The organism is Pseudomonas sp. NFACC24-1 (assembly GCF_900115235.1).
In the GTDB taxonomy this organism is placed as follows: Bacteria; Pseudomonadota; Gammaproteobacteria; order Pseudomonadales; family Pseudomonadaceae; genus Aquipseudomonas; species Aquipseudomonas fluorescens_AA.
The window spans coordinates 231784-253464 of sequence record NZ_FOVS01000004.1; the positions used below are offsets into that span (position 1 = coordinate 231784).

The 21681-nt window shown below is 61.6% G+C and carries 19 protein-coding genes; 8 read left to right on the forward strand and 11 right to left on the reverse strand.

The window, feature by feature from the left end; genetic code table 11:
* Positions 1-180: 180 nt before the first annotated feature.
* From BM317_RS06445 to BM317_RS06455, 3 genes are all read left to right on the forward strand, one after another.
* A complete protein-coding gene (locus BM317_RS06445; protein ID WP_092164558.1) occupies positions 181-1500 on the forward strand; it encodes an OprD family porin in 1320 nt (439 codons plus the stop codon).
* A 199-nt stretch (positions 1501-1699) separates the two neighbouring features.
* Complete coding sequence (locus BM317_RS06450; protein WP_092164560.1) at positions 1700-2173, forward strand: (2Fe-2S)-binding protein; 474 nt, start codon at positions 1700-1702, stop codon at positions 2171-2173.
* A gap of 12 nt (positions 2174-2185) precedes the next feature.
* Positions 2186-4426 (forward strand): xanthine dehydrogenase family protein molybdopterin-binding subunit, encoded by a 2241-nt coding sequence (locus BM317_RS06455; RefSeq protein WP_092473569.1) that lies wholly within the window; start codon positions 2186-2188, stop codon positions 4424-4426.
* 34 nt (positions 4427-4460) lie between these two features.
* Here BM317_RS06455 and BM317_RS06460 read toward each other — a convergent pair whose 3' ends face one another.
* Complete coding sequence (locus tag BM317_RS06460) at positions 4461-5528, reverse strand: alpha/beta fold hydrolase (RefSeq protein ID WP_092473571.1); 1068 nt, start codon at positions 5526-5528, stop codon at positions 4461-4463.
* Between the two features lie 360 nt (positions 5529-5888).
* Positions 5889-7394 (reverse strand): methyl-accepting chemotaxis protein, encoded by a 1506-nt coding sequence (locus BM317_RS06465; protein WP_092164566.1) that lies wholly within the window; start codon positions 7392-7394, stop codon positions 5889-5891.
* Positions 7395-7574: 180 nt separating this feature from the next.
* Here BM317_RS06465 and BM317_RS06470 point away from each other — a divergent pair, with 180 nt between their 5' ends.
* Positions 7575-8723 carry a MalY/PatB family protein gene (locus tag BM317_RS06470; RefSeq protein ID WP_092473573.1) on the forward strand — a complete coding sequence of 383 codons (1149 nt, stop codon included), beginning with the start codon at positions 7575-7577 and terminating at the stop codon, positions 8721-8723.
* Positions 8724-8794: 71 nt separating this feature from the next.
* Here BM317_RS06470 and BM317_RS06475 read toward each other — a convergent pair whose 3' ends face one another.
* Positions 8795-9199, reverse strand: coding sequence for a VOC family protein (locus tag BM317_RS06475; RefSeq protein ID WP_092164568.1), 405 nt, complete (start codon positions 9197-9199; stop codon positions 8795-8797).
* A 186-nt stretch (positions 9200-9385) separates the two neighbouring features.
* On the opposite strand from BM317_RS06475, the gene BM317_RS06480 reads away from it, so the two are divergent.
* Positions 9386-10243 carry an SDR family oxidoreductase gene (locus BM317_RS06480; RefSeq protein WP_092473575.1) on the forward strand — a complete coding sequence of 286 codons (858 nt, stop codon included), beginning with the start codon at positions 9386-9388 and terminating at the stop codon, positions 10241-10243.
* A gap of 175 nt (positions 10244-10418) precedes the next feature.
* Here BM317_RS06480 and BM317_RS06485 read toward each other — a convergent pair whose 3' ends face one another.
* From BM317_RS06485 to BM317_RS06495, 3 genes are read right to left on the reverse strand one after another with little or no spacing between them, the layout of a single operon-like run.
* Positions 10419-10862, reverse strand: a complete 444-nt coding sequence (locus tag BM317_RS06485) for a DUF421 domain-containing protein (RefSeq protein ID WP_092164570.1) — start codon at positions 10860-10862, stop codon at positions 10419-10421.
* A gap of 7 nt (positions 10863-10869) precedes the next feature.
* Positions 10870-11388, reverse strand: a complete 519-nt coding sequence (locus BM317_RS06490; protein ID WP_092164571.1) for a hypothetical protein — start codon at positions 11386-11388, stop codon at positions 10870-10872.
* 9 nt (positions 11389-11397) lie between these two features.
* Positions 11398-11898 (reverse strand): CinA family protein, encoded by a 501-nt coding sequence (locus tag BM317_RS06495; protein ID WP_092164572.1) that lies wholly within the window; start codon positions 11896-11898, stop codon positions 11398-11400.
* A 169-nt stretch (positions 11899-12067) separates the two neighbouring features.
* Here BM317_RS06495 and BM317_RS06500 point away from each other — a divergent pair, with 169 nt between their 5' ends.
* Positions 12068-12679 (forward strand): Yip1 family protein, encoded by a 612-nt coding sequence (locus BM317_RS06500; protein ID WP_092164573.1) that lies wholly within the window; start codon positions 12068-12070, stop codon positions 12677-12679.
* A 168-nt stretch (positions 12680-12847) separates the two neighbouring features.
* On the opposite strand, the gene ligD is transcribed toward BM317_RS06500, so the two are convergent.
* Genes ligD through BM317_RS06520 form a run of 4 tightly spaced genes read right to left on the reverse strand, consistent with a single transcriptional unit; the run spans position 12848 to position 19001 of the window.
* Positions 12848-15460: a DNA ligase D gene (gene ligD / locus BM317_RS06505; RefSeq protein WP_092473577.1), complete on the reverse strand. Its 2613-nt coding sequence runs from the start codon at positions 15458-15460 to the stop codon at positions 12848-12850.
* Positions 15457-16620: a carboxylate-amine ligase gene (locus BM317_RS06510; protein WP_092164575.1), complete on the reverse strand. Its 1164-nt coding sequence runs from the start codon at positions 16618-16620 to the stop codon at positions 15457-15459. Before BM317_RS06510 ends, ligD begins: the two co-directional genes overlap by 4 nt.
* Positions 16592-17605 carry a methyltransferase gene (locus BM317_RS06515; protein WP_092164576.1) on the reverse strand — a complete coding sequence of 338 codons (1014 nt, stop codon included), beginning with the start codon at positions 17603-17605 and terminating at the stop codon, positions 16592-16594. The genes BM317_RS06510 and BM317_RS06515 overlap by 29 nt, the downstream gene beginning before the upstream one ends.
* 10 nt (positions 17606-17615) lie before the next feature.
* On the reverse strand, positions 17616-19001 hold the full coding sequence (locus BM317_RS06520; protein WP_092473579.1) for an iron-containing redox enzyme family protein: 1386 nt from the start codon (positions 18999-19001) through the stop codon (positions 17616-17618).
* A gap of 397 nt (positions 19002-19398) precedes the next feature.
* Here BM317_RS06520 and BM317_RS06525 point away from each other — a divergent pair, with 397 nt between their 5' ends.
* A complete protein-coding gene (locus BM317_RS06525; protein WP_092473581.1) occupies positions 19399-20736 on the forward strand; it encodes a cation:proton antiporter in 1338 nt (445 codons plus the stop codon).
* Between the two features lie 12 nt (positions 20737-20748).
* On the opposite strand, the gene BM317_RS06530 is transcribed toward BM317_RS06525, so the two are convergent.
* Positions 20749-21285, reverse strand: a complete 537-nt coding sequence (locus BM317_RS06530) for a hypothetical protein (protein ID WP_092199857.1) — start codon at positions 21283-21285, stop codon at positions 20749-20751.
* Positions 21286-21437: 152 nt separating this feature from the next.
* Between BM317_RS06530 and BM317_RS06535 the strand changes: the two genes are divergently transcribed.
* Positions 21438-21668 (forward strand): hypothetical protein, encoded by a 231-nt coding sequence (locus BM317_RS06535; RefSeq protein ID WP_060742403.1) that lies wholly within the window; start codon positions 21438-21440, stop codon positions 21666-21668.
* Positions 21669-21681: the final 13 nt, after the last annotated feature.

Here is a 21681-nt window from a genome sequence, read left to right on the forward strand (position 1 = left end):
GGACTTTCATGGTGCTGTTCTGAAGGTGTTCCTCGGAGGTTTGAACCACTGTCCCATTCCATTGATTGAAGTTTCTTAACGTTTTTTTTCACGCCTCGGCCAATCGACTGATCGGCTGAAGGCTTCCTGCTGCCTTTTCAATATGCCCGGAACAGTGATTCCGCGGTGGAGTTCGTCCTGATGAAAGCCCTATTGCAAACACTGAGTCTTTTAACTGGCGGTGTGAGTCTGGTCCTGAGTCCATTGGCGTCGGCTGATTTTATCAGCGACAGCAAAGCCAACTTGAACTTGCGCAACTTCTACTTCAACAACGATAACCGTGATGGGGCCGCCGCGCCTTCGAAGACCGAAGAATGGGGCCAGGCCTTCATGCTCAATTATCAGTCGGGGTTTACCGACGGCACCGTGGGGTTCGGCCTGGATGCTATCGGGTTGCTGGGCCTGAAGCTCGACAGTGGCGCGGGCCGTCATGTCGGTGGCTCGATGTTTCCCAATGACGGGGACAAGGCGGCGGACCAATGGGCGCGTCTCGGTGCCACGGCCAAGATGCGCGTCTCCAAGACCGAGCTGCGGTACGGCACCTTACAGCCGAAATTGCCGATCCTGGTCTCCAACGATGGCCGTTTGTTGCCTCAAACGTTCGAGGGGGGGCAAGTCACCAGCAATGAAATCGACAACCTGACCTTCACCGCTGGCCAGTTGGAGCACGCCACGGGGCGTGCTTCCAGCGACAGTGCCGGCCTGGCCGTTGCTGGCGGCACCCAGGAAAGCAATAAATTTACCTTTGCCGGTGGCGATTACAAACTGACCAAGGATCTGACCGCGCAGTATTACTACGCCAATCTCGAAGACTACTATCAACAGCACTTCGCCGGCTTGCTGCATGTCTTACCGTTGGGTGAATACGGTTCGTTGAAAACCGACCTGCGTTACTTCAAGACCACGTCCGACGGCAAGAACAGCAGCGCCGCCGGTCGCGCCAGTGGTTACAAACTCGGTGGCTATACCAAGGACGGCAGTGGTGAAATCGACAACGATACCTGGAGCGCAGCGTTCATTTATTCGTTGGGTGGCCATGCCATTACCGCGGGTTATCAGCGTGTTTCCGAAGACAGCAACTTTACGCAACTGAACCAGGGCGGCCTGGTGGGCAAAGGCGAAGGCGGCGCGAGTCTTTACCTCTACACCGACCGCACCATCCAGACGTTCATCCAGGCCGGCGAGCGCACTGCGTTTGCTCAATATGCCTATGACTTCGCAGCACTTGGCGTTCCAGGCTTGAAGGCGTCGGTCATGTACCTCAAGGGCGATAACATCCAGACGACCAGCGGCCAGGACGCCAGTGAATGGGAGCGTGATATCTCCCTGGACTACGTGATCCAGAGCGGCGCGTTGAAGAATGTCGGCTTCGGCTGGCGCAACGGGATGTCGCGAAGCGATATTGCCCGCGACCAGGATCAGAATCGCCTGTTCGTGAGCTATAGCATTCCGTTGATGTAACCTGCAGAAGGAAGGAGCCGGAAGCACGCCCACCGCGGCGCCTTTCCTCCTTCCCTGTTGCACTGATAAAACAGCGTGCACCTTCGCGGGGCACGCTGATTCGCATGATCAGGCAATAATCAGCCCGGATCGTGCAAGCCCCCCCAACCATTCCTTCCTATAGTTAACCAGAGCCAAACCATCTGGAGCTGGTCCCCCTATGAGCGCCCTGAACATCAACGGCCGTGAGTACACGGTCGACGTCGACCCTGGCACCCCTATTCTCTGGACCCTGCGCGACACGCTGGGCATGACCGGCACCAAGTTCGGCTGCGGCGCGGCGCTCTGTGGCGCCTGCACCGTGCACCTGGATGGCCAGGCCATTCGTTCCTGCGTGACCCCTATCGCCGCCGCCGAAGGCAAGAAAATCACCACCATCGAAGCGGCAACCGACGGCAGTGATCCGGTGGGCAGCGCCGTGCACGAGGCGTGGGTCAAACACGACGTGGCGCAATGCGGCTACTGCCAGAGTGGCCAGATCATGAGCGCAACAGCTTTTCTCAAGGCCCAGCCCAAGGGCAAGCAGCCTACGACGGCCGAGATCGACTCGGCCATGGCCGGCAATATCTGCCGCTGTGGCACCTACGCCCGAATCCGCGCCGCGGTGGCTGATGCCGCCAAAGCCATTGCCTGATCGGAGCTGACCATGCTGAACGAGATCTTCCCAAACGAGCTCCCCCGCGCCTTGCAACATATGCTTGAACGTGACGAGGCTGACGGCCCCGCTGCCCTGCCCCGGCGCAGCTTCCTCAAGATCGTCGGCATCGGCGGACTGGCATTGGGTGCGTTTCCACACCTGGCCCTGGCGCAGGAAGCCAATGGCGCCGTCGCAGCGCCGCTCAAACCGACCCAGCAGCCCTCCGCATTCGTGCAGATCGCGCCCAATGGCGAGGTCACGGTAACCATCAATCGCTTGGAATTCGGCCAGGGCGTGCAGACCGGCCTGCCCATGATTCTCGCCGAAGAGCTGGATGCCGACTGGAGCCTGGTACGCAGTCGCAACGGCAGCAACGACGCCGCCTACATGGACCCGGCCTTCGGCATCCACCTCACAGGTGGTTCCAACACGATCAAGAACAGCTACACCCAGTACCGCGAACTTGGCGCCCGTGCGCGCGCCATGCTGCTGGGTGCGGCCGCCGAACGCTGGAACGTGGACGTGGCGAGCCTGACTACCCAGGCCGGCATGGTGCTCGGCCCGGCGGGCCGTAAAGCGAGCTACGGCGAACTGGCGCAAGCGGCGATGGCGATGCCTGTACCCGAGCAGATCACCCTCAAGGATCCCAAGGATTTCCGCATCATCGGCCAGGCCACCACACGCATCGATGCCAAGGCCAAGAGCAGCGGCCAGCAGGATTTCGGCATCGACATGCACCTGCCGGGGCAACTCACGGCGGTCGTCGCCCGACCACCTGTGTTCGGCGCCAGAATCGCTTCTCTGGACGACAGCGCGGCGCGGGCCACCAAAGGCGTGAAGGCCGTGTTGCGCGTACCGCTGGATGGCGGCGCCGAAGGTGTCGCGGTGATTGCCGACAGTTACTGGCAGGCGAAGCTGGCACGCGATGCACTGAAGGTGGAATGGAATGCGTCCGCCGTGGAAAAGGTGGACAGCGAAAAACAATTGGCTCAATACCGCGAGCTGGCCAACCAGCCCGGCCCGTTGCACTTCGATGCCGATATGACGCCACTCGCCACGGCGCCGCATCGACTGGAGGCCGAGTTCCTGTTCCCCTACCTCGCCCATGCCCCCATGGAACCGCTCAATTGCACCGTGCAGCTTGCCGGCAATGGCGCTCAGTTGTGGGTCGGCACACAATTCCCCGGTGGCGATGCCGCGGCCGCCGCCAAGGTGCTGGACCTCAAGCCCGAGCAGATCCAGGTGAACGTGCAAACCGCTGGCGGGGGTTTTGGCCGGCGCGGCGTACCCACCAACGATTTCGTGGTACTGGCTTGCGAAGTGGCCAAGGCCGCCCGCACCGCTGGGGTCGATGCGCCTATCCGCACGCTCTGGAGCCGGGAAGACGACATCAAGGGCGGCTACTACCGCCCCATGCACCTGCACCGTGCGCGCATCGGTTTTGATGACAGTGGCAAGGTTCTCGCCTGGGACCACGCTTTGGTTGGCCAATCGATCATCACCGGCACCGTGTTTGGCGGGCGGGTAAAAAATGGCATCGACCCGACCGCTACCGAGGGCCTGCGCAACCCGTATCCGCTGCCCATGCGGCTGACGGTGCATCACCCCAAACTCAACGTCCCCGTACTGTGGTGGCGCAGCGTCGGTTCCACCCATACGGCTTTTGTGATGGAAACACTGATCGACGAGATCGCCCGCACCACCAAACAGGATCCGGTGGCCTACCGGATGAAGCTGTTTGGCGACCAGAGCCCACGCCATCGCGCGGCGCTGCAATTGGCCGTGGACAAGAGCGAATACGGCAAGCGCCAGCTAGCGGCGGGCCGTGCCTGGGGCGTGGCGGTCCACGAGTCGTTCAGTTCGGTGGTGGCTTATGTGGTCGAGGCCTCGGTGCAGGATGGCCGGCCGGTGCTGCACAACGTGACCGCTGGCGTGCACTGCAACCTGGCCGTCAACCCACGCAGTGTCGAGGCCCAGGTCCAAGGCGCGGCGCTGATGGGCTTGTCGATGTGCCTGCCCGGTGGCGCCATCACCCTGAAAGACGGTGTCGTGCAGCAGAGCAATTTTGCTGACTTCAGCGTGCCGCGCATTACCGACATGCCGGAATTCGCCGTCCACATCGTGCCCAGTGCCGAGCCGCCCACGGGAATGGGCGAACCCGGCCTGCCGGCGTTGGCCCCGGCGTTTGCCAATGCCGTGGCGAGCCTGACGGGCAAACCGTTGCGTGAGTTGCCGTTCAAGTTGACGTAACGGGCGATGTTTTCACCTGCTTCGGTTTGCGCTGTTAACGCAGATGATCAGCATCGATCACAGCCTGGGCGAACGCCTGCGGCGCCTCTTGCGGCAGGTTGTGACCGATGCCGCCATCGATCAGGCGATGCTCATATTTGCCGGTGAAGCGCTTGGCATAGGCTTCAGCGGGCGGATGGGGAGCGCCGTTGGCGTCGCCTTCCAGGGTGATGGTCGGTACGCCGATCGAGGGGAACGTTGCCAGTTTCTTTTCCAACCCGTCGTACTTGGCTTCGCCCTTGACCAGGCCCAGGCGCCAGCGATAGTTGAAGATTGAAACCGCGACATGATCGGGGTTCTGCAAGGCGGCGGCGCTTCGGTCGTACGTCGCGTCATCGAAGTTCCACTTCGGCGACGCCAGCTTCCAGATCAGCTTGGCGAAGTCGTGGGTGTTTTTCTCGTAACCGAGGCGGCCACGTTCTGTCGCAAAGTAGAACTGATACCACCACTGCAACTCCGCGGCCGGCGGTAGCGGTGCCTTGCCGGCCTCCTGGCTGCCGATCAGATAGCCACTCACCGCCACCAGCGCCTTCACCCGCTCCGGCCAAAGGGCCGCGACAATGTCAGCGGTGCGTGCGCCCCAGTCATAACCGCCCAACACAGCCTGCTTGATGTTCAGCGCGTCCATGAAATCGATGAGATCGCTTGCCAGTGCGGAGGGCTGGCCGTTACGCAGGGTCTTGGCAGACAGGAAGCGCGTATCGCCATAACCGCGGGCATAGGGAATCAACACGCGATAGCCCTTCTCCGCCAGCGCCGGCGCCACATCTGCATAGCTATGGATGTCGTAGGGCCAACCGTGTAACAGGATCACCACGGGCCCATCGGCGGGACCGACCTCGGCATAGGCAACGTCCAGCAACCCGGCCTTGACATGCTTGAGCGGGCCAAACGATGTGTGGCTGCCGGGGGTAATCGCGCCGACAGTGCTCGCCGGCACATCGGCCGCGCTTGCCTGGGACGAGGTCAATCCCAAGGCGCCAAGCTGCATCATTGCCAACGCCAGAAGGGTTGGCGCGAGCAGGCGGCGATGCCGGGAAGCAGAGGTAGGGTTTATGTTCATGTGAAGCTCCTTGCGAACGACGTGGGGTGAGCCGGTGAGACGGCTTGGGCTGTCTCGGTGGGCCCCATTTGACGTTGGCCAGGTATCGCGGATGTGTCAGCGCCGGGCTTGAATGCAACGGCTCGTATCGGTCGTGAGCCTGGATACACAGAGATACATTCGTATCGGGAGGATCTGTTTTGTGTAGGAGCTGGCGAAGCCTGCGATCTTTTGATCTTTCGCTTGAGACTCAATTGTTTGGGGAAAGATCGCAGCCTCGTTGCACTCGACAGCTCCTACGCAGCTCCTACGCGCACCTACGCGGCTTTTACACGGCTTTTGCGCTTGCTGCGGGGTTCTATCGAGTGGACAGCCAGTCGCTTAAAGTGGCTTCCCATGAAACGCCTGCCCCAACACCGCCAACCGCTCCGCCAACGGTGGCAAGCATTGGCTGCTGCGGGTCAGGATGCCGATGTTGTCGGCGTTGCGCTCAGCCACGGCCTGTACGCTTTGCAGGCGCTGGTTGATGCCCATCGACGCCTTGGATTGTTCCTGGGTGGTGCTGGCGATCAGGTCGTTGAAATGATTGATCACGGCGATGTCTTCGACGACGGCATGTAACAGCTGCGAAGCCAGTTGGCTGGCGGACACGCAGCGCTCCACCCCATCGCGGCTGTCTTGCATCGCGACGGCGGCCTGGCGGCTGCCTTGCTGCAGCTTGGCGATGATTTGCTGGATCTCGGTGGTGGACGTCGAGGTCTTTTGTGACAGCGTGCGGACCTCGTCAGCCACTACTGCGAACCCTCGGCCTTGCTCACCAGCGCGGGCCGCCTCGATGGCGGCGTTGAGGGCCAGCAGGTTGGTCTGCTCGGCAATGCCGTTGATCACATCCAGCACCTGGCCGATCTGCTGTGCCTGATCGGCCAGGACCTGCACGGTTTCGTTGGTCAGGTTGATGCGCCCTGCCAGCTCGACAATCTCTTCCCGGGTCTGGTCAACCGTGCTGCGTCCGCGGTTGACCTGCTCGTTGGCCTGGCCGGCGCGCTGCAGGGTCTGGTCGACATGGCCGGCGATGTTCTCCATGGCCGTCACCAGATGGCTGATCGCACCACTCATCTGGGCCACTTCGTCGAGTTGGTGACGGGCACCGGTTTCCAGGGTCTGGCCAACCTGGGACAGGTCCTGGCCCAGGTCCGAGAGGTTGCGGGTGTCGCGCACCACGCCGTCCACCAGTTGGGTGACCTGCTGGAGGAAATGATCGAAACGCTCGCTCGAAGAGACCTTGACGCCGTCGCTGTGCTGCCTGTCGGCGTCGTGGCTCAACTGCGCGGCCGCCGCCAGCACCTTGTCGAGCACCTCCTGGTTTTCCGTGGCGTCGGCCAGGCTCTGGTTCGCCAGGTAAATCAGGATCACGCTTTCCACCACCACATAGAACGCGTGAAGAAAGATCATCGACCAGCCACCGTGACTGTCCATGACGAATACCGGATAACCCTGGTGTTGAAGCCAGTGAAAACCAAGGTGATGAACCGCAATGGTGGCGGCGGCAACGACTATCGGCAGCCAGTCACGGTAGAACGTCAGCACGGCCAGCAGCACGAAGATCCCGAAGTGGAATTCGATCACGCCGTGGGTCTGGTTGATGTGCAATGCCGCCATGACCATCAGCGCCACCGCGATGACGCAGCGCATGGCCCGGGTGCCGGCCAGGACGCGATAAAGCGCGGTGCTCGCCACGCAGGTGGTCGCCCCCACCAGCAGCGCCTGGGTGAACGTCGAGTGCAGGAATGCCAGGCTCAGGGAATACAGCAACGTGAGCCACAGTAGCCCCAGCATGATGCGGTCGGCCTTACGGTGGTGATCGTTAAAGCGCACGGGCGATGTCATGGGGGGCGTCCTTTTCAAAGGCTTGGAGGTCCGTTATCGAATGCCACTAACGGCTTAGCGGCGTTTCGAGAGGGAACTTTAACTGATTATCATCAATTAATAGCACTACGCCACCAAGCTTTTCTCAGCGACCTTTGCTTTATGATGTGCGCCATCTCATGACTGACTGATGGAACCCCCATGACTTTCGATTTCGACACCGTATTGGAGCGCCAGGGCACCGGCAGTACCAAATGGAGCCGCTACCCGGCCGATGTGTTGCCAATGTGGGTGGCCGACATGGATTTCCCCGCCCCACCGGTGGTCATCGACGCGTTGCACAAGCGCCTCGAACATCCGATGCTGGGCTACAGCGTCGCCCAGGACAATCTGCGCGCGGCCATCGTGGCGGACCTGTGGAGCAAGTACGCCTGGCGCGTCGAGCCTCAGCAGATCGTGTTCCTGCCTGGCGTCGAGCCGGGTTTCAATATGGCGCTGCATGCCCTGGTGGCCCCCCGACAGAATGTCGTGGTGCAGGTGCCCAACTACCCTCCGCTGCGCCACGCCCCCGGTCACTGGCAGTTGAACAAAGTGGAATTGCCGTTCACCTCGGTCAAGGGTGAATTCCATACGCCGTTGGCCGCGTTGCGCGAAGCGTTGCAGGGCGGCGGCGCCCTGTTGCTGAGCAATCCTCACAACCCGCTGGGCAAGGTGTTTGGCCGCGAAGAACTCAAGGCCGTGGCGGACATTTGCCTGGCGCAGGACGCCTGGATCATCTCCGACGAAATCCATGCCGAATTATGCTTCGACGGCCGGGTGCACATTCCCACCGCCTCCCTCAGCCCGGAGATTGCCGAGCGCACCATCACCCTGATGTCCGCCAGCAAGGCCTACAACATCGCCGGGCTGAAAACATCGTTCGCCATTATCCAGAACGCCAAGCTGCGCGAGCGGGTCAACAACGCGCGGGCCGGCATGGTCGACAGCGTCAATGCCCTGGGCCTGGAAGCGACCCGCGCGGCCTACAGCGAAGCCGGCCCATGGCTGGAGGCCTTGAAAGCTTATCTGCAAGCCAACCGCGATTACCTGGTCGAGGCGGTGAGCACCCGTCTGCCGGGCATCACCATGACCGTGCCCCAGGGCACTTACCTGGCCTGGCTGGACTGCTCCGAACTGGGGCTGGATAACCCACAAGGATTCTTCTTGAATGAAGCCAAGGTCGGGCTGAGTGCCGGGCTGGATTTTGCTGACGATGCCGGGCAATTCGTGCGCCTGAACTTCGGCTGCCCGCGGGCATTGCTGGAGGAAGGCATCGCGCGGATGGAGCGCAGCCTGAAAGCCAGGGGCTGATTCAACTGCCAATGCCCCCTGTAGCGAGGGGATTTATCCCCTCGCCACAATAGTCATCTGCCGCGATCGTTTTATTCATGCATATCCGGTGCATGGACAAAGCACAGCTTGTTCCCCTCCGGATCGCGGCAATAGGCTCCGAAATAACCTTCGCAATACTGCGGTCTCGGGCCGGGTGGACCTTCGTCGGTACCGCCCATGGCCATCGCTTGCTCCCAGGCAGCGCGGACGGTTTGCGGGGAATCGGCGGCGAAGCTCACTTGCATGCCGTTGCCCCAGGTCGCGGGCAGGCCATTGAAAGGCAACTGGACAAAAACCTGTGGCCAATGCTTGCCGGGCTGACGCCAGCCTTCTCCCGGCGGGCCCGAATCTTTTTCGCCCTCGATGCGCTCCAGCCCCAGGCAGCCGAGGACTGCATCATAAAAAGCGACCATTGTCGGCAGGTCGCGCGCGCCGATCTGTATGTGGCTGAACATTGCCCTGCTCCTTAAACGACACCTGTACTGACATTGGAGAATACAGGCTCGTCCAATGTTCGCCACAGCCCACCCTTCACCGACGAACGACCACCGTCACGCTCATCGACTGGCCGGACAATCCGACCGAACTCTGCCGGAAAACCCAAAGTCCACCCTCCATCGCAACCCACCTGGAGAACGACGATGGTCGACTACCCTTTCCCGCCTTTCCCTAAACAAAGCCAGCCGGTGCCCGGCACCCAGCGCAAAATGGACCCTTACCCGGACTGCGGCGAACAGAGCTACACCGGCTCCGGACGCTTGGCGAACAAGATCGCCCTGATCACGGGCGCCGACAGCGGTATCGGTCGTGCCGTAGCCATTGCTTTCGCCCGTGAAGGTGCGGATGTGGCGATTGCCTACCTGGACGAGCATGAAGACGCCCGGGAAACCGCACGCTGGGTCGAGCAGGCCGGGCGTCAGTGCCTGTTGTTGCCCGGTGATCTGGCGGACAAAAGCCTGTGCCGCAAGATCGTCGATGAAACCGTCGCCCGCTTCGGCCATATCGACGTCCTGGTCAACAACGCCGCGTTCCAGATGACCCACGAAAACCTGGAGGACATTCCCGACGAAGAATGGGTGCGTACCTTCGATATCAACATCACGGCGATGTTCAGGATCTGCCAGGCTGCTGTGCCGCACATGAAGCCGGGTGGCTCGATCATCAATACCAGCTCGGTCAATTCCGACATGCCCAAGCCCACGTTGCTGGCCTATGCCGCCACCAAAGGCGCCATCGCCAACTTCACCGGTGGCCTGGCGCAGATGCTCGGGCCCAAGGGCATTCGCGTGAACAGCGTGGCGCCAGGACCGATCTGGACGCCGCTGATCGTGGCGACCATGCCCGAGGAAGAAGTGCAGAATTTCGGTTCCCAGACACCCCTTGGCCGCCCTGGCCAGCCGGTTGAAGTGGCCCCGATCTATGTGCTGCTGGCCTCGGACGAAGGCAGCTACATTTCCGGGGCCCGTTATGGGATTACCGGGGGCAAGCCGATGCTTTGATCAAGGTTAAGACTGTTTTTGTGGCGAGGGGATTTATCCCCGCTGGGCTGCGAAGCAGCCCCAAAAAGCTCACTCGTTATATCAGGCTGGTCCCGGGGGCTTGTTTAGTGGGGCTGCTTCGCAGCCCAACGGGGATAAATCCCCTCGCCACAATGAGGTTTACCAGCACTCGGGGCTACTCCTTGGCAATCACCGATATCTTCCCGTTGCGCTCGATGATCGCAAACTTGATCTGTTCCAGGGTCTCAATGCCCTGGCTGGAGCGTGCCGCTTCCATGATGTCCGCCTCCACCAACCGCGCATGACGCATCCGCCCGTGCAGGATTCGCCCGTCCTCGACGATGATGGTCGGACCTCCGTCGATCAGGCGCGACACCCATTGGGAGCGCAGCTTGAGCAGTGAGAAGCCGACATCGATGGCAATCAGCGTCACGATGACCATCAGCGCGTTGGTCATCGAGAAGTCATCTCCCAACAGCGCCTGTTGAGTGGCTTCGCCGATGATCATCAACAACACGAAATCAAAGGTGGTGAGTTCTGCCAGCGAACGTCGCCCGGCGATCTTGAACAACACCATCAACGCCGCGTACATCACGGCAGCTCGCAGCACCGAGTCCATAGGTCACCTAAGGAAAAATGAACTGATTGAAACTCACCGAGGCACCGCCGGGGGTTGCGATGCGGCAGTGATAGGTCCCGAAGCCATCGCCGAGCAATGACAGGTGCAGGCTGGCCTGGCCTCGTTCATCGGCCTGTACCCAGAGGGTCATGCCCTGCCCCGCGCCCGCGGAGCGCATCGGTAGAGGTTGCAACGCTTGCACCTCGAAACCTTCCAGCCAATCGCCGCCCAACTCGACTTCCAACACGGCGTGGGGCTGGCCCTCGAGACGGATGACCAAGGTGTTGCTGGAGCCGTTGCGGTGGAAGGCCTGGTACTCGACGCCAAGGCTGCCGTCGTCGGTATGAAGCTCCCGGTTGCTCAGCGGACCACGGGAAAACAGCCCCAGCAGGGCCAGGATCACCAACAGCACCAACACGTACCAGCCAACTCGCTCGAAACGCCAGACCTTGTGCTGGAACGCCATGTCTTCGCGTACCGGGAACTGGCGGCTCCGGTGGTCGTCCTGCTCGTATGGGTCGCTCATGGCCGCCCCTTAGCGCCGCTCGCCGGCCACGGCGCGTTGGTGAAAGCTGGGCAGTTGTTGCAGCACATATTCGGCGGCCCGCAATTGCACCTGACCGCGACTGCCGAAGAACCGCATGCAGCGGCTGAACAGTGCTCGCTGACCGTTCACATCGAACGCCCAGGCAAAGCAGACGGTACCGGCGGGTATTCCGTCCTTGTCGTCTGGCCCGAGCAGACCGGTGGTGGCCACTGCCGCGTTGGCATTGGCATCGTGCAAGGCTCCGAGGGCCATCTCCTCGGCGACTTCGCGGCTGGTGAGATTGAACGTCTCGATGGTGCGTGGGCTGACACCGAGCAAGCGCTGCTTGGCCTCTGGGGAATACACCACATAACCGCTTTCGATCAGTGAACCACTGCCGGGCACCTCGGCCAGCAATGTGACGATCTGTCCGGCGGTGCAGGATTCGGCCGTGGTCAAGCGCAGGTCATGATCGCGCAGGTAATCAACCAGGATTTGAGCAACAGTCATGGCAGACGGTCCTTCAGGGGGAGCTGATGGGTTGACCTTCGCCGTTGTGATTCATTCCCTTTATCGCCCCGTCGGCCAGGACCAGCAAATAAATGAAACCCGGATGTTTTTCCGTGCCTCAAACCCAATAAGGGCCTCATGCAGAGGCCGTCCTGATCAGGAGGTCGTCATGTCCGCACCTTTCGTCAAACTGTTCACGCAGCCCGAATTCGCCTGGGCCGACATACGCGAGCAAGAACAGGCACATCCACGCCATTACCTGGCTCATTTGCTATTGCTCGCGCTGATTCCCGCGGTATGCCTGTTCATCGGCACCACCTGGACCGGATGGAGCCTTGCCGAAAACGAAACGGTACGGCTCAGCAGTGCCAGCGCCCTTCAATTGTGCGTGCTGCTGTACCTGACCATCGTCGTCGGCGTCACGTTGATGGGGCTGTTCATCCGCTGGATGTCCCGCACTTTCGAAGCGCGCCCGACGGTCAATCAATGCATCGGCTTCGCCGCCTATACCGCAACGCCGTATTTCCTGGCCGGAATCTTCGGGCTTTACCCGAGCCGCTGGTTGGCCGTGGCGGTGCTGTTGCTGGCATCGGCCTACTCGACATTCCTGCTGTTCGTCGGGCTGCCCAAATTCATGGGTCTCAAGAAGGAACAGGGCCTGCTGTATTCGGCAAGTGTCTGGGGCGTGGGCCTGCTGGTCCTGGTGACGATCCTGGTGGAAATGATCCTGCTCTGGTTCAACTACCTGCAGCCGGAATATCTGCGTGTCCCGGTGGGCTGAACGCATTTCAGATTACCGATGCCAGGGGCTTGAGATGATCAGGTTCATCCTGTGGGAGCGAGCTTGCTCGCGATGGCGGTGGTTCAGTCACCTGGATATTGGGCTTGATGGCCTCCTCGCGAGCAAGCTCGCTCCCACAAAGGGACTGCGGCGTATAGCCGCTACACCTTAAACTTTCTTCATACCGATACGCCTGCGCATCTCAGCCGTAATACTCTGTCGAGTCTTCTTCAACCCAGCCCAAGGCTCATGCCCCACCTCCGCCAGACGCTCATGAACATTGTGCACATTCCACAGGTTCGCCCCCTTGAGCTCAGCCACCTCCTCACGAAATATCGGCACCGACACCGGCAACCCCTCCCGGGTCCGGGCGGCGTAGGCACAAATCGTCGTAGCGCCCAGCCCATTGCGCAGGTAATCGATGAAGATCCGCCCTACCCGGTTCTTCGGTCCGGACACTGCCGAAAAGCGGTCCGGCAGCAGCTTGGCCATGTGGCTGACAATCGCATGGCTGAAGCCCTTGACCTCGTCCCACCCCAGTCTGCGCGTCAACGGCACCACCACATGAATGCCCTTGCCGCCGCTGGTCTTGAGGAACGCCTTGAGCCCGAGCTCATCGAGCACCGACAAGGTGAGCTGCGTCGCCTCGACCATGCTTTTCCAGGGCAGCGCCGGGTCCGGGTCAAGGTCGAGGACGAAGCGGTCGGGCTTGTCCAGATCGACAGACGTGGCATTCCAAGTGTGCAGTTCCACCGTGCTCATCTGCACTGCGCCGATCAGGGCTTCGGCGTTGTTGATGATCATCACCGGCTGCCCGGTCAGTTCCTTGTCCAGGCTGGTGATACCGGGAATCGCCAGGCGCTCGGGGTTCTTCTGGAAAAACAGCTCACCGGCGATACCCTCCGGCGCCCGGACCAAGGCGACCGGGCGATCTTCCAGTTCCGGCAGGATGAATTCGGCAACGCTGGCGTAGTACTCGGCCAACTGCAGCTTGGTGGTGCCACTGCTGGCGTCGATGACCCGCTCCGGGTGCGTGATGCGAACCTTGCCGTCCATGGCCAGGGCCTTGGCTTTTGTCTTGGTCTTTGCCTTTTCCGATTTCGTGTCAGACTCATCCTGGGTGCTGTTTTTTTTCGCCGCAGTGGTTTTTTTCACGGGTTTGGCAAGCTCCTGAGTGATGTCCTTGGCCGGCTTGTCGTTGCGCAAGCCATGGAAGACCGCATGGCGCACCGAGCCTTCCTTGGTCATTTCGGCAAAGGCCACTTCGGCCAGCAGCTTCGGTTCCAGCCAGTGCACGCCCTTGGCTTCGTAGCCGGTGGGCGGGTTCACCACGGCGGCCTTTTTCGTCTCCAGGGGCAGCAATTGCTGGTAGATGCTTTTAAGGGTGGTTTCGTTGAACCCGGTGCCGACCTTACCGGCGTAGCGCAACTGGCCGCTGTCGGCATCATGCAACCCCAGCAGCAAGGCACCGAAGGCACTGCGGGCGCCTTTGGGATCGCTGAAGCCGACCACCACGAACTCCTGGCGATTCTTGCATTTGAGCTTGATCCAGTCATTGCTGCGCCTGGACACATAGGCGCTGCCGACGCGCTTGCCGATCAGCCCTTCCATCTGCATCTGGCAGGCGCTGTTGAGCAGCGCTTCAGGGGTTTCTTCAAAGGCATCGGAAAAACGCAACAAGGGGCTTTCGTTGGGCTCCAGCACGGCGGCCAATGCGGTCCGGCGGTCTTGCACCGGCACGTTGCGCAAGTCCATGCCGTTGAGGTAAGGCAGGTCGAACAGGTAATAGGCGATCTTGCCGCTGCTGCCGGCCTCGAAGGCGTTTTGCAAAGCCTGGAAGTCCGGCACACCCTGCTCGTTGGCGACGACCATCTCGCCGTCGAGCCAGGCCGACTCCAACCCCAGCGCGGCCAAGGCCTCGGCCTGTCTTGGCAATTTGTGGGTCCAGTCATGACCGTTGCGGGTGAGCAGCCTGACGTCACCGTTTTCGATCCGCGCCATGATCCGGTAACCGTCGAACTTGATCTCATAGAGCCATTCGCCGTCGGGCGCGCTTTCCACCAGGGTCGCCAGTTCCGGCTTGAGGGTTTCTGGCAGCGGCCCGGCGACCGCACCGCTGAGGGAGGTTTTCGAGGCGCGTTTCGGCGATTTCGGTGGCGCGGCTTTTTTCGGTTGTTTCACCGCTTTGGCGGCAGCCTTGCCTCGACGCTTGGGCACGAGGGTGCGATCGCTGAGCACGCTGTCCGGCTCGGCCTGGACCACGTCATATTCGCTTTCGGGACGGGCGGCCTGGTCCTGATGCTTGATCAGGAACCACTGTTCCTGCTTTCCGGGCATGTGGGTGCGTACCAGGTTCCACAGGCCGCTGAGCTTTTCTCCTTGCAGCTCGAACTTGAGCCGGCCTTTTTCGTAGGCTTCTTGGGCGTCTCCCTGGGGAATCCAGACGCCCCGGTCCCAGACGATCACGTCACCGGCGCCGTAGTGGCCTTCAGGGATGTTGCCCTCGAACGTGGCGTAATCCAGCGGATGATCTTCGACATGCACGGCCAGGCGTTTGGCTTTGGGGTCCAGGGAGGGCCCCTTGGGCACCGCCCAGCTCTTGAGCGCACCGTCCAGCTCCAGCCGAAAGTCGTAATGCAGCCGCGAGGCATCGTGCTTTTGAATGCAGAACTGCAAGGCGTGGGCGGTTTTTGCCGACTTGCGCGAACGTTTCGCCGCCGGTTCCGGGGTGGCGGCGAAATCTCGCATGCGGTTGTAGTCATCCAGAGTCTTGCTGCTCATGGACCACCTGCCACCTGTTGCAAGGTTGGGTCGGCTACCGGCATCCCGGCGGTTTCCGCGAGCAACTGATCGACCACCCGGCTCAAGGCCTGTTCGACCGAGTCGCCGAGCAGCAGGCCTTGTTCGTAGAGCACGATTTGCCGATCGGCGCTGGTGCCTTCCTGGACGATCCGGCGGGCCTGCTTGAACACGTCCTGGACGCCCAGCTCGGCCGCGGTTTCACCAAAAGTCTGCTCTGCCAGGGTCAGCCACTCACCGATCAGCATCGGCTGTTCCTGGCCCTCGACGATGAACTCCGCGAGAATCCCGTGGCGCTTGGCCCGCCAGCGGTTTTCCTTGAGGATCCACTGGGACATCTGGCTGTAGTGGGCGCCGGGCCGGTGCTGCGTCACGGCATGGGCCACCATCAAGCGAAACAGAGAGACCAGACAAAGGACGTCGTCCGCCCGTGGGCAGGCATCGCAAATGCGCAGCTCCAAAGTGGGATAACGTGAGGAAGGCCGTATCACCCACCAGCAATCGCTGGCCTGGCGAATGGACCCGGTGCGCATGAGCATGTCGACGTAGCCGCCGAACGCCGACTCATCTTCGAAATACTCCGGCACCCCCATGCGCGGCCATTCATCGCAGGCCACTTGTCGATAGCTGCTGAAGCCGCTGTAGCCACCGTTCCAGAATGGCGATGACGCGCTCAGGGCCAGGAACATCGGCAACCACGGCAGGACCTCATTCATGATCCGCACCCGATCCTGCGTGGCCGGGACTTCCACGTGTACATGCAGGCCCGACAGCACGCTGCGCCGCGCCACCCGCTGGTAATCATCGAACAGTTGCTGGAAATGCAGCTCGTCGGTGGGTTGCAGCACCTGGGTGGCCATCGGGTGTGAACCGGCACTGACCAGGCCCAGGCCATAGGGCGCCAGGCGCTGGTTCAGGCCCGTACGCACTTGGCTCAGGTAGTCGGCAGCCTCGGGCAGGCTGCGAAAGATGGGCGAGGCCATTTCCACCTGGCATTGGAACATTTCATGGGCGAAATGCTTGCCCAGCTCAGCCTGGCACGCGGCGACCGCCTCCGCAGGGGGTTCACCCGGCATGCAACGGGTGTTCAGGTCAGTGATGAAATACTCCTCTTCAACGCCGAATTTCATGCGTCTGTTCATCGATAGTCCCTCCGATAGCCCCGCCCAGACCTGCGCCAATGCGGGTTACAACCAACGCCACCACGGCGATCCTTTCCACGTCCTGATAACCCGGCGTGAGCAGTTCTTCACCGAACACGTCCGGGTCCAATTCCTTGTAGGTCCAGCCGAAATCCGCCGAGTCACGCCATTGCCCCAGCGCTTCGAGGAACGGATCGCGCCCATCCACCATGGCCACGCCGGTGTAGAGCACCAGCGAGCCGCCAGGTGTGAGCCGGGGCAAGGCTTGCTCGACGATGCGCAGCGACAGCCCGGCGCCCAGTGTGCCGCCGCCATGGCGATAGGCGCGCTCGGAGGGGTCGGCCATGTACGGCGGGTTGGCGACGATGAGGTCGAACTGGCCGGGCACGTCCTGCAACACGTCGCTGCGGGCGACCTCGACGTTGGCCACCTCCGCCAGCGCGGCGTTCACGGCGCTCAGGCGCAGGGCTTGGGGGTTGATGTCCACGGCCAGCACTTGCGCTTCACGACGGGCGCGGGCAATCACGATGGCCCCGACACCCGCACCGCAACCGATGTCCACGGCGCGCTGCACAGCCGTGAAGTTCTGTTGCAGATGAGTATGGATCAGTTGGGCGAAACGATAGCTGTCAGGGCCGAAGAACACCGCATCGCTGGCTTGCGTGGGAAATTGCGAATGGGCAAACAGCAAGCCATCCAGGCTCGACCAGCGTACCCGGCTACGCAACAAGCCGTTGTGTGCTTCCAGCACCTGGGCGTCTTGCAGTTGCCGCTGTTCGTCGGTGCTGATCAGCCCCGGCGCAAACGGCCGCGACCAGCCGAACACGTCCCGCAAGGTCTTGGCGCGCTCATTGCCGGGACGCTGGTTGACCCGTTCATGGGTCAACGGAGTCGGGGTGATGAAACGGTAGCCGTCGGCTTGCAGGCGTCGGCCCAGTTGCAGCAGTGCAAGGTCCGGCTCGGACAGGCGTTCTTCTTCATTCATGCAGGGCTCCCTAGCGAAGTGCGGATTTGAGTTCGATGAACCGGCGAGTCGCCAGCAGCCCGGCCGGATGGCTGTGGCAGCGGGCACAGAGCCAGGGCATCAGGACTTGCATCTGCTCCTCCGGCGTGCGGCCTTGCAGCGCCTGTTGCAGGCTTCGCACATCGGGATCATCCATCGGCATAGCCGGCGCGCAAGCCGCAACCGGAGCACGCCGGGCGCCGGACCTTACGCCCTCGTCCAGCCAGTCACCGGCGATCCAGTCATGCAGCAGTTGTTTTTCGTAGGGGCTGAACACCCCGAACATAGCCGCACCTGCACCCTCAATCAGCGTCCAGAAGCGGCTGTGTTGCGGGTCTTCATGACGCTTGATCCAACCTTTGTTCTGCATGGCTGTCAGGAACCCTTCCAACTGGCCCGGCGCCGAGAGCCACTGGTTGACGGTCTTGCCTTCGAATTTGCAGTAATCGGAATGCATGTGCTGACCGAACGGGCGTTTGCGTTCGAGCATGTCCAGCACTTCGCGATCCAGGTCGAACGAGCCGATGATGGCCCGGCTGCCCTGCCCCAGGTCATTGAGGCGATAGCCCAGCGTGACTCGCTGCCAGAAAGCCTCGCGGTCCGCTTCCATCGGCATCAGTTGCAGCAGCGCTTGCACGGCCTTGTGGGCATGGCCGGTGCTGGCGTTGTCGATGGTGACGTGGAGGGTGAAATAGTACGGATCGATGTCCAGTTCGCTCAGCTCATAGGCGCTGATCAACAGATGCAGGGGCAATTGTTCGTAGCCCAGGTTGTAGCCGATGACCTCCGGCAGGTACTCGTCGCCGGCATAGCCCAGGGCCAGTTGCACGGCGCCTTGCAGATACAGATCGTCGTCGATGTCCGGGGCGGCCGACAGGTCGTATTCGGCGAGCAACTTGCGATAGAGCACCACATGATTTTGCGCGGGATGACCGTCCCCCAGTTCTTCCAGGTAGGTGCACAGCAACCCTTCGAAACGGTGGTCGTGCCAGTGCTTGACCACGCCATACAGCCAGGCACCGTCCACCCGTTTGGTCGGCGCCACGGCCTGGAGGAAGTACAGGGCATGGGCCTTGCCGCTGAAGAACTCTCGGGGGCCGCCGTTTTTGCGCCGCTGCAGGTAGTCAGCATACTGCCGGGCCACGCCGGCGCTGTGTTGTTCGACCCAGGCCTGCAGCGCCGTGGGATCAGAGGGCATCTCTTGGGGAAGCGCCTCGGCGTTGGCGATGCATTGCCGGAGGAAGGTTCGGGCGACGGCTTGCTTGTCGCCATCGTCGGGGCCCTGGAACAGCCGTTCATAGCATTGGCGCACCTGTCCGTTATGGATGACGGGGTGCACGGTGGCCGGCTGGGATTGGAGGGGTGTCAGCGCAGTCATAAGGGCCTCTCGGGTTCTTGGCGGACGCTGAATCAGAACGTCTCTTCTGTTGCAGAGCGCGGGGAACGGCGAAAAATTCCGTTGGATTAAATGGCAGGCGGATGAACGGAGGCCTTCTGCTTTGGTGGGAACCCTCGCTTCGCTCCCGGCCTCGAATACTCAGAACCCGCCCGGTCGTTGAATGTGGCTAGCGTGCCGTTGTGGCGAGGGAGCTGGCGACACACTGTAGGAGCTGCCGAAGGCTGCGATCTTTTGATCTTTCGCTTTGGACTCAATCGGTAGGGACAAGATCGCAGCCTCGTTGCACTCGGCAGCTCCTACAGGACCGAGCGCAAAGCGACACCCTCACCATCCATTCGCCCGGCGGTACCAGGCGCTATCCATCCAAGGAGCAACGATGACGTTCACAGTATGGGTCGCGGTGCTCGGCGCGGTGTTGCTGACCCTGGCCCTGACCTCCTCTTATCTGCGCTGGATGCCGGTCACCACCTCGGCGATGTGCCTGGTGCTGGGTGTCGCCATCGGACCGCTGGGGCTGGACGTGCTGAAACTGGACGTCAGCGACTCGTCGGTCTGGATGGAACACCTCACAGAAGTCGCGGTGGTGTTTTCGCTGTTCGTCAGCGGCCTCAAGTTACGCCTGCCTCTCAAGGATCGTACCTGGCGCGTGGCCTATGGGCTGGCCGGGCCGGTGATGATCCTGTGCATCGCCGGCCTGTGCCTGGCTTTGCACTATCTGTTGGGCCTGGGTTGGGGCGTGTCGATGCTGATCGGCGCGATGCTGGCGCCCACCGACCCGGTACTGGCGGCGCTGGTGCAGGTCAACGATGCCCGGGATAACGACCGGGTGCGGTTCGGCCTGTCGGGCGAAGCAGGACTGAACGACGGCACGGCGTTTCCCTTTGTAATCCTGGGCCTGTTGATGCTGCGGGAGGGCGGCAGCGGTTTTCTCGGTGAATGGCTGCTGCGCAACGTCCTGTGGGCCGTGCCGGCCGGCTTGCTGGTCGGCTACTGGATGGGTCGCGGCATCGGCAAGCTGACCTTGTCGATGCGCATCAGGAATGCCGACAGCACCTTGTCGCCCAATGATTACCTGGCCCTGGCGCTGATTGCCCTGGCCTACGTCGTGGCCGAGTGGATCCAGGGCTATGGCTTTCTCTCGGTGTTCGCCGCCGGCTTGGGGCTGCGTCAGGCCGAGGTCCAATCCACTGATGAAGGGGCGCTACCGGCAGAACACCTGGTGCAGCCGGTGGTGGGCCACGAAACCGTCGAGCCCCAACAGGCCGTCGTAGGCGATACCGAGACGCTGGACGATGGTCAATTGGCCGCTGGGGTGATGATGAGCGACATGCTGGCGTTCGGCAGCTTGGTAGAGCGGTCGATGGAAGTGTTCCTGGTGACCCTGCTGGGGGTCGTGCTAGCCAACCATTGGGACTGGCGAGCCGTGGCGATCGGTGCCCTGCTGTTTGTCGTGATTCGCCCGTTGAGTGTGCTGGTGGTGCCCTGGCGGCGATTGCTCGACGGACCGCAACGGCTGCTGATCGGCTGGTTTGGCATTCGCGGGATCGGCAGTCTGTTTTATCTGTTCTTCGCCCTGAACCATGACCTGCCGCCTGCGGTGGCGCAACTGTGCATCGACCTCACCCTGTCGGTGGTGGCCCTGAGCATTCTGGTTCATGGCGTCACCACCCAGCCGACGTTGGCATGGTATGAGCGCCGTAAGCAGTCGAGTTGAGGCGAGTGCACCTCAACCGCCTGGATTGCTCAGTTGGATATAGACCGAATACGCCCCCAGCAATACCCAGAACGTGGCGAAGATCCAAGGGGTACGCAACGAAAACAGCAACGACTTGCGATAGCCCTTGTGGGTCGACTCCCGCTCGCTGAACAGCGGCGATTCGTCGTAGGCCAGGCCCATCAAGGGTTCGGCGCGCAATAGTTCGCTCTGTTTGAAATGCCAGTGATCGATGATCTCGTAGGCCGCCTTGATCCCCGGCCAGGCATTGAGCGAACTCAGGAATCCCAGCAAGGCCAGGAATGGCGGCACGATCAGCGTGAACAACTTGCCCCACTCCGGGTTCAGGTTGGCCATGCACGAGGCAAAGGCAATCACCAGGAAGGATTGGGCGGCCAGGTAAGCATCGGTTCGATTGGCCAGGATGCTGGTTTCGTATTGGATCTCCCGGCGATAGAAGTCCAGTCGCTCCTTGGGGGAGCCGAACAGTTTGGCGTTGTGTTCCGTCAGTTCTTCTTCCGGGGTGGGCCCGGTGAGTATTCTGGGCATTGCGCAGGTGGTGCCTCGGTGATGATTCGGACTCGTTAGAAGAACCCGGCGCGCGGCAAGTTCAAGCCAATGGACCACAGGTGCAACAAAGTCCGAGGAAACGCTCTCCGACCGCCAAGGTCTTTAATGTGTAAGGGCAAGAGGACCGCTGCGTGGATTATCTGGGATGGGTGCAATGGCCGGCGATGCTCGTCACGGTGCTGGCCGCCTGGTTGATCGGCTCACGCCAACCCCGCCGCAGGGTGGCGGGATTCAGTTGTTTTATCGCGAGCAATATTCTGTGGGTGGTCTGGGGGCTGCATACCCATGCGTATGCATTGATCGTATTGCAGTTTTGCTTGTGTGCGATGAACTTGCGTGGGTTCAAGAAGAACACTGAATAGGCAGATTCCCTTT

Excerpts from the sequence above, each read along its gene's own strand:
- BM317_RS06515 (WP_092164576.1), bottom strand. The coding sequence starts at position 17,605 with ATGAATGAAGAAGAACGCCTGTCCGAGCCGGACCTTGCACTGCTGCAA.
- BM317_RS06480 (WP_092473575.1), top strand. The coding sequence starts at position 9,386 with ATGGTCGACTACCCTTTCCCGCCTTTCCCTAAACAAAGCCAGCCGGTG.
- BM317_RS06450 (WP_092164560.1), top strand. The coding sequence starts at position 1,700 with ATGAGCGCCCTGAACATCAACGGCCGTGAGTACACGGTCGACGTCGAC.
- ligD (WP_092473577.1), bottom strand. The coding sequence starts at position 15,460 with ATGAGCAGCAAGACTCTGGATGACTACAACCGCATGCGAGATTTCGCC.
- BM317_RS06500 (WP_092164573.1), top strand. The coding sequence starts at position 12,068 with ATGTCCGCACCTTTCGTCAAACTGTTCACGCAGCCCGAATTCGCCTGG.
- BM317_RS06465 (WP_092164566.1), bottom strand. The coding sequence starts at position 7,394 with ATGACATCGCCCGTGCGCTTTAACGATCACCACCGTAAGGCCGACCGC.
- BM317_RS06495 (WP_092164572.1), bottom strand. The coding sequence starts at position 11,898 with ATGACTGTTGCTCAAATCCTGGTTGATTACCTGCGCGATCATGACCTG.
- BM317_RS06525 (WP_092473581.1), top strand. The coding sequence starts at position 19,399 with ATGACGTTCACAGTATGGGTCGCGGTGCTCGGCGCGGTGTTGCTGACC.
- BM317_RS06485 (WP_092164570.1), bottom strand. The coding sequence starts at position 10,862 with ATGGACTCGGTGCTGCGAGCTGCCGTGATGTACGCGGCGTTGATGGTG.
- BM317_RS06520 (WP_092473579.1), bottom strand. The coding sequence starts at position 19,001 with ATGACTGCGCTGACACCCCTCCAATCCCAGCCGGCCACCGTGCACCCC.
- BM317_RS06475 (WP_092164568.1), bottom strand. The coding sequence starts at position 9,199 with ATGTTCAGCCACATACAGATCGGCGCGCGCGACCTGCCGACAATGGTC.
- BM317_RS06460 (WP_092473571.1), bottom strand. The coding sequence starts at position 5,528 with ATGAACATAAACCCTACCTCTGCTTCCCGGCATCGCCGCCTGCTCGCG.
- BM317_RS06490 (WP_092164571.1), bottom strand. The coding sequence starts at position 11,388 with ATGAGCGACCCATACGAGCAGGACGACCACCGGAGCCGCCAGTTCCCG.
- BM317_RS06470 (WP_092473573.1), top strand. The coding sequence starts at position 7,575 with ATGACTTTCGATTTCGACACCGTATTGGAGCGCCAGGGCACCGGCAGT.
- BM317_RS06510 (WP_092164575.1), bottom strand. The coding sequence starts at position 16,620 with ATGAACAGACGCATGAAATTCGGCGTTGAAGAGGAGTATTTCATCACT.
- BM317_RS06445 (WP_092164558.1), top strand. The coding sequence starts at position 181 with ATGAAAGCCCTATTGCAAACACTGAGTCTTTTAACTGGCGGTGTGAGT.
- BM317_RS06455 (WP_092473569.1), top strand. The coding sequence starts at position 2,186 with ATGCTGAACGAGATCTTCCCAAACGAGCTCCCCCGCGCCTTGCAACAT.
- BM317_RS06530 (WP_092199857.1), bottom strand. The coding sequence starts at position 21,285 with ATGCCCAGAATACTCACCGGGCCCACCCCGGAAGAAGAACTGACGGAA.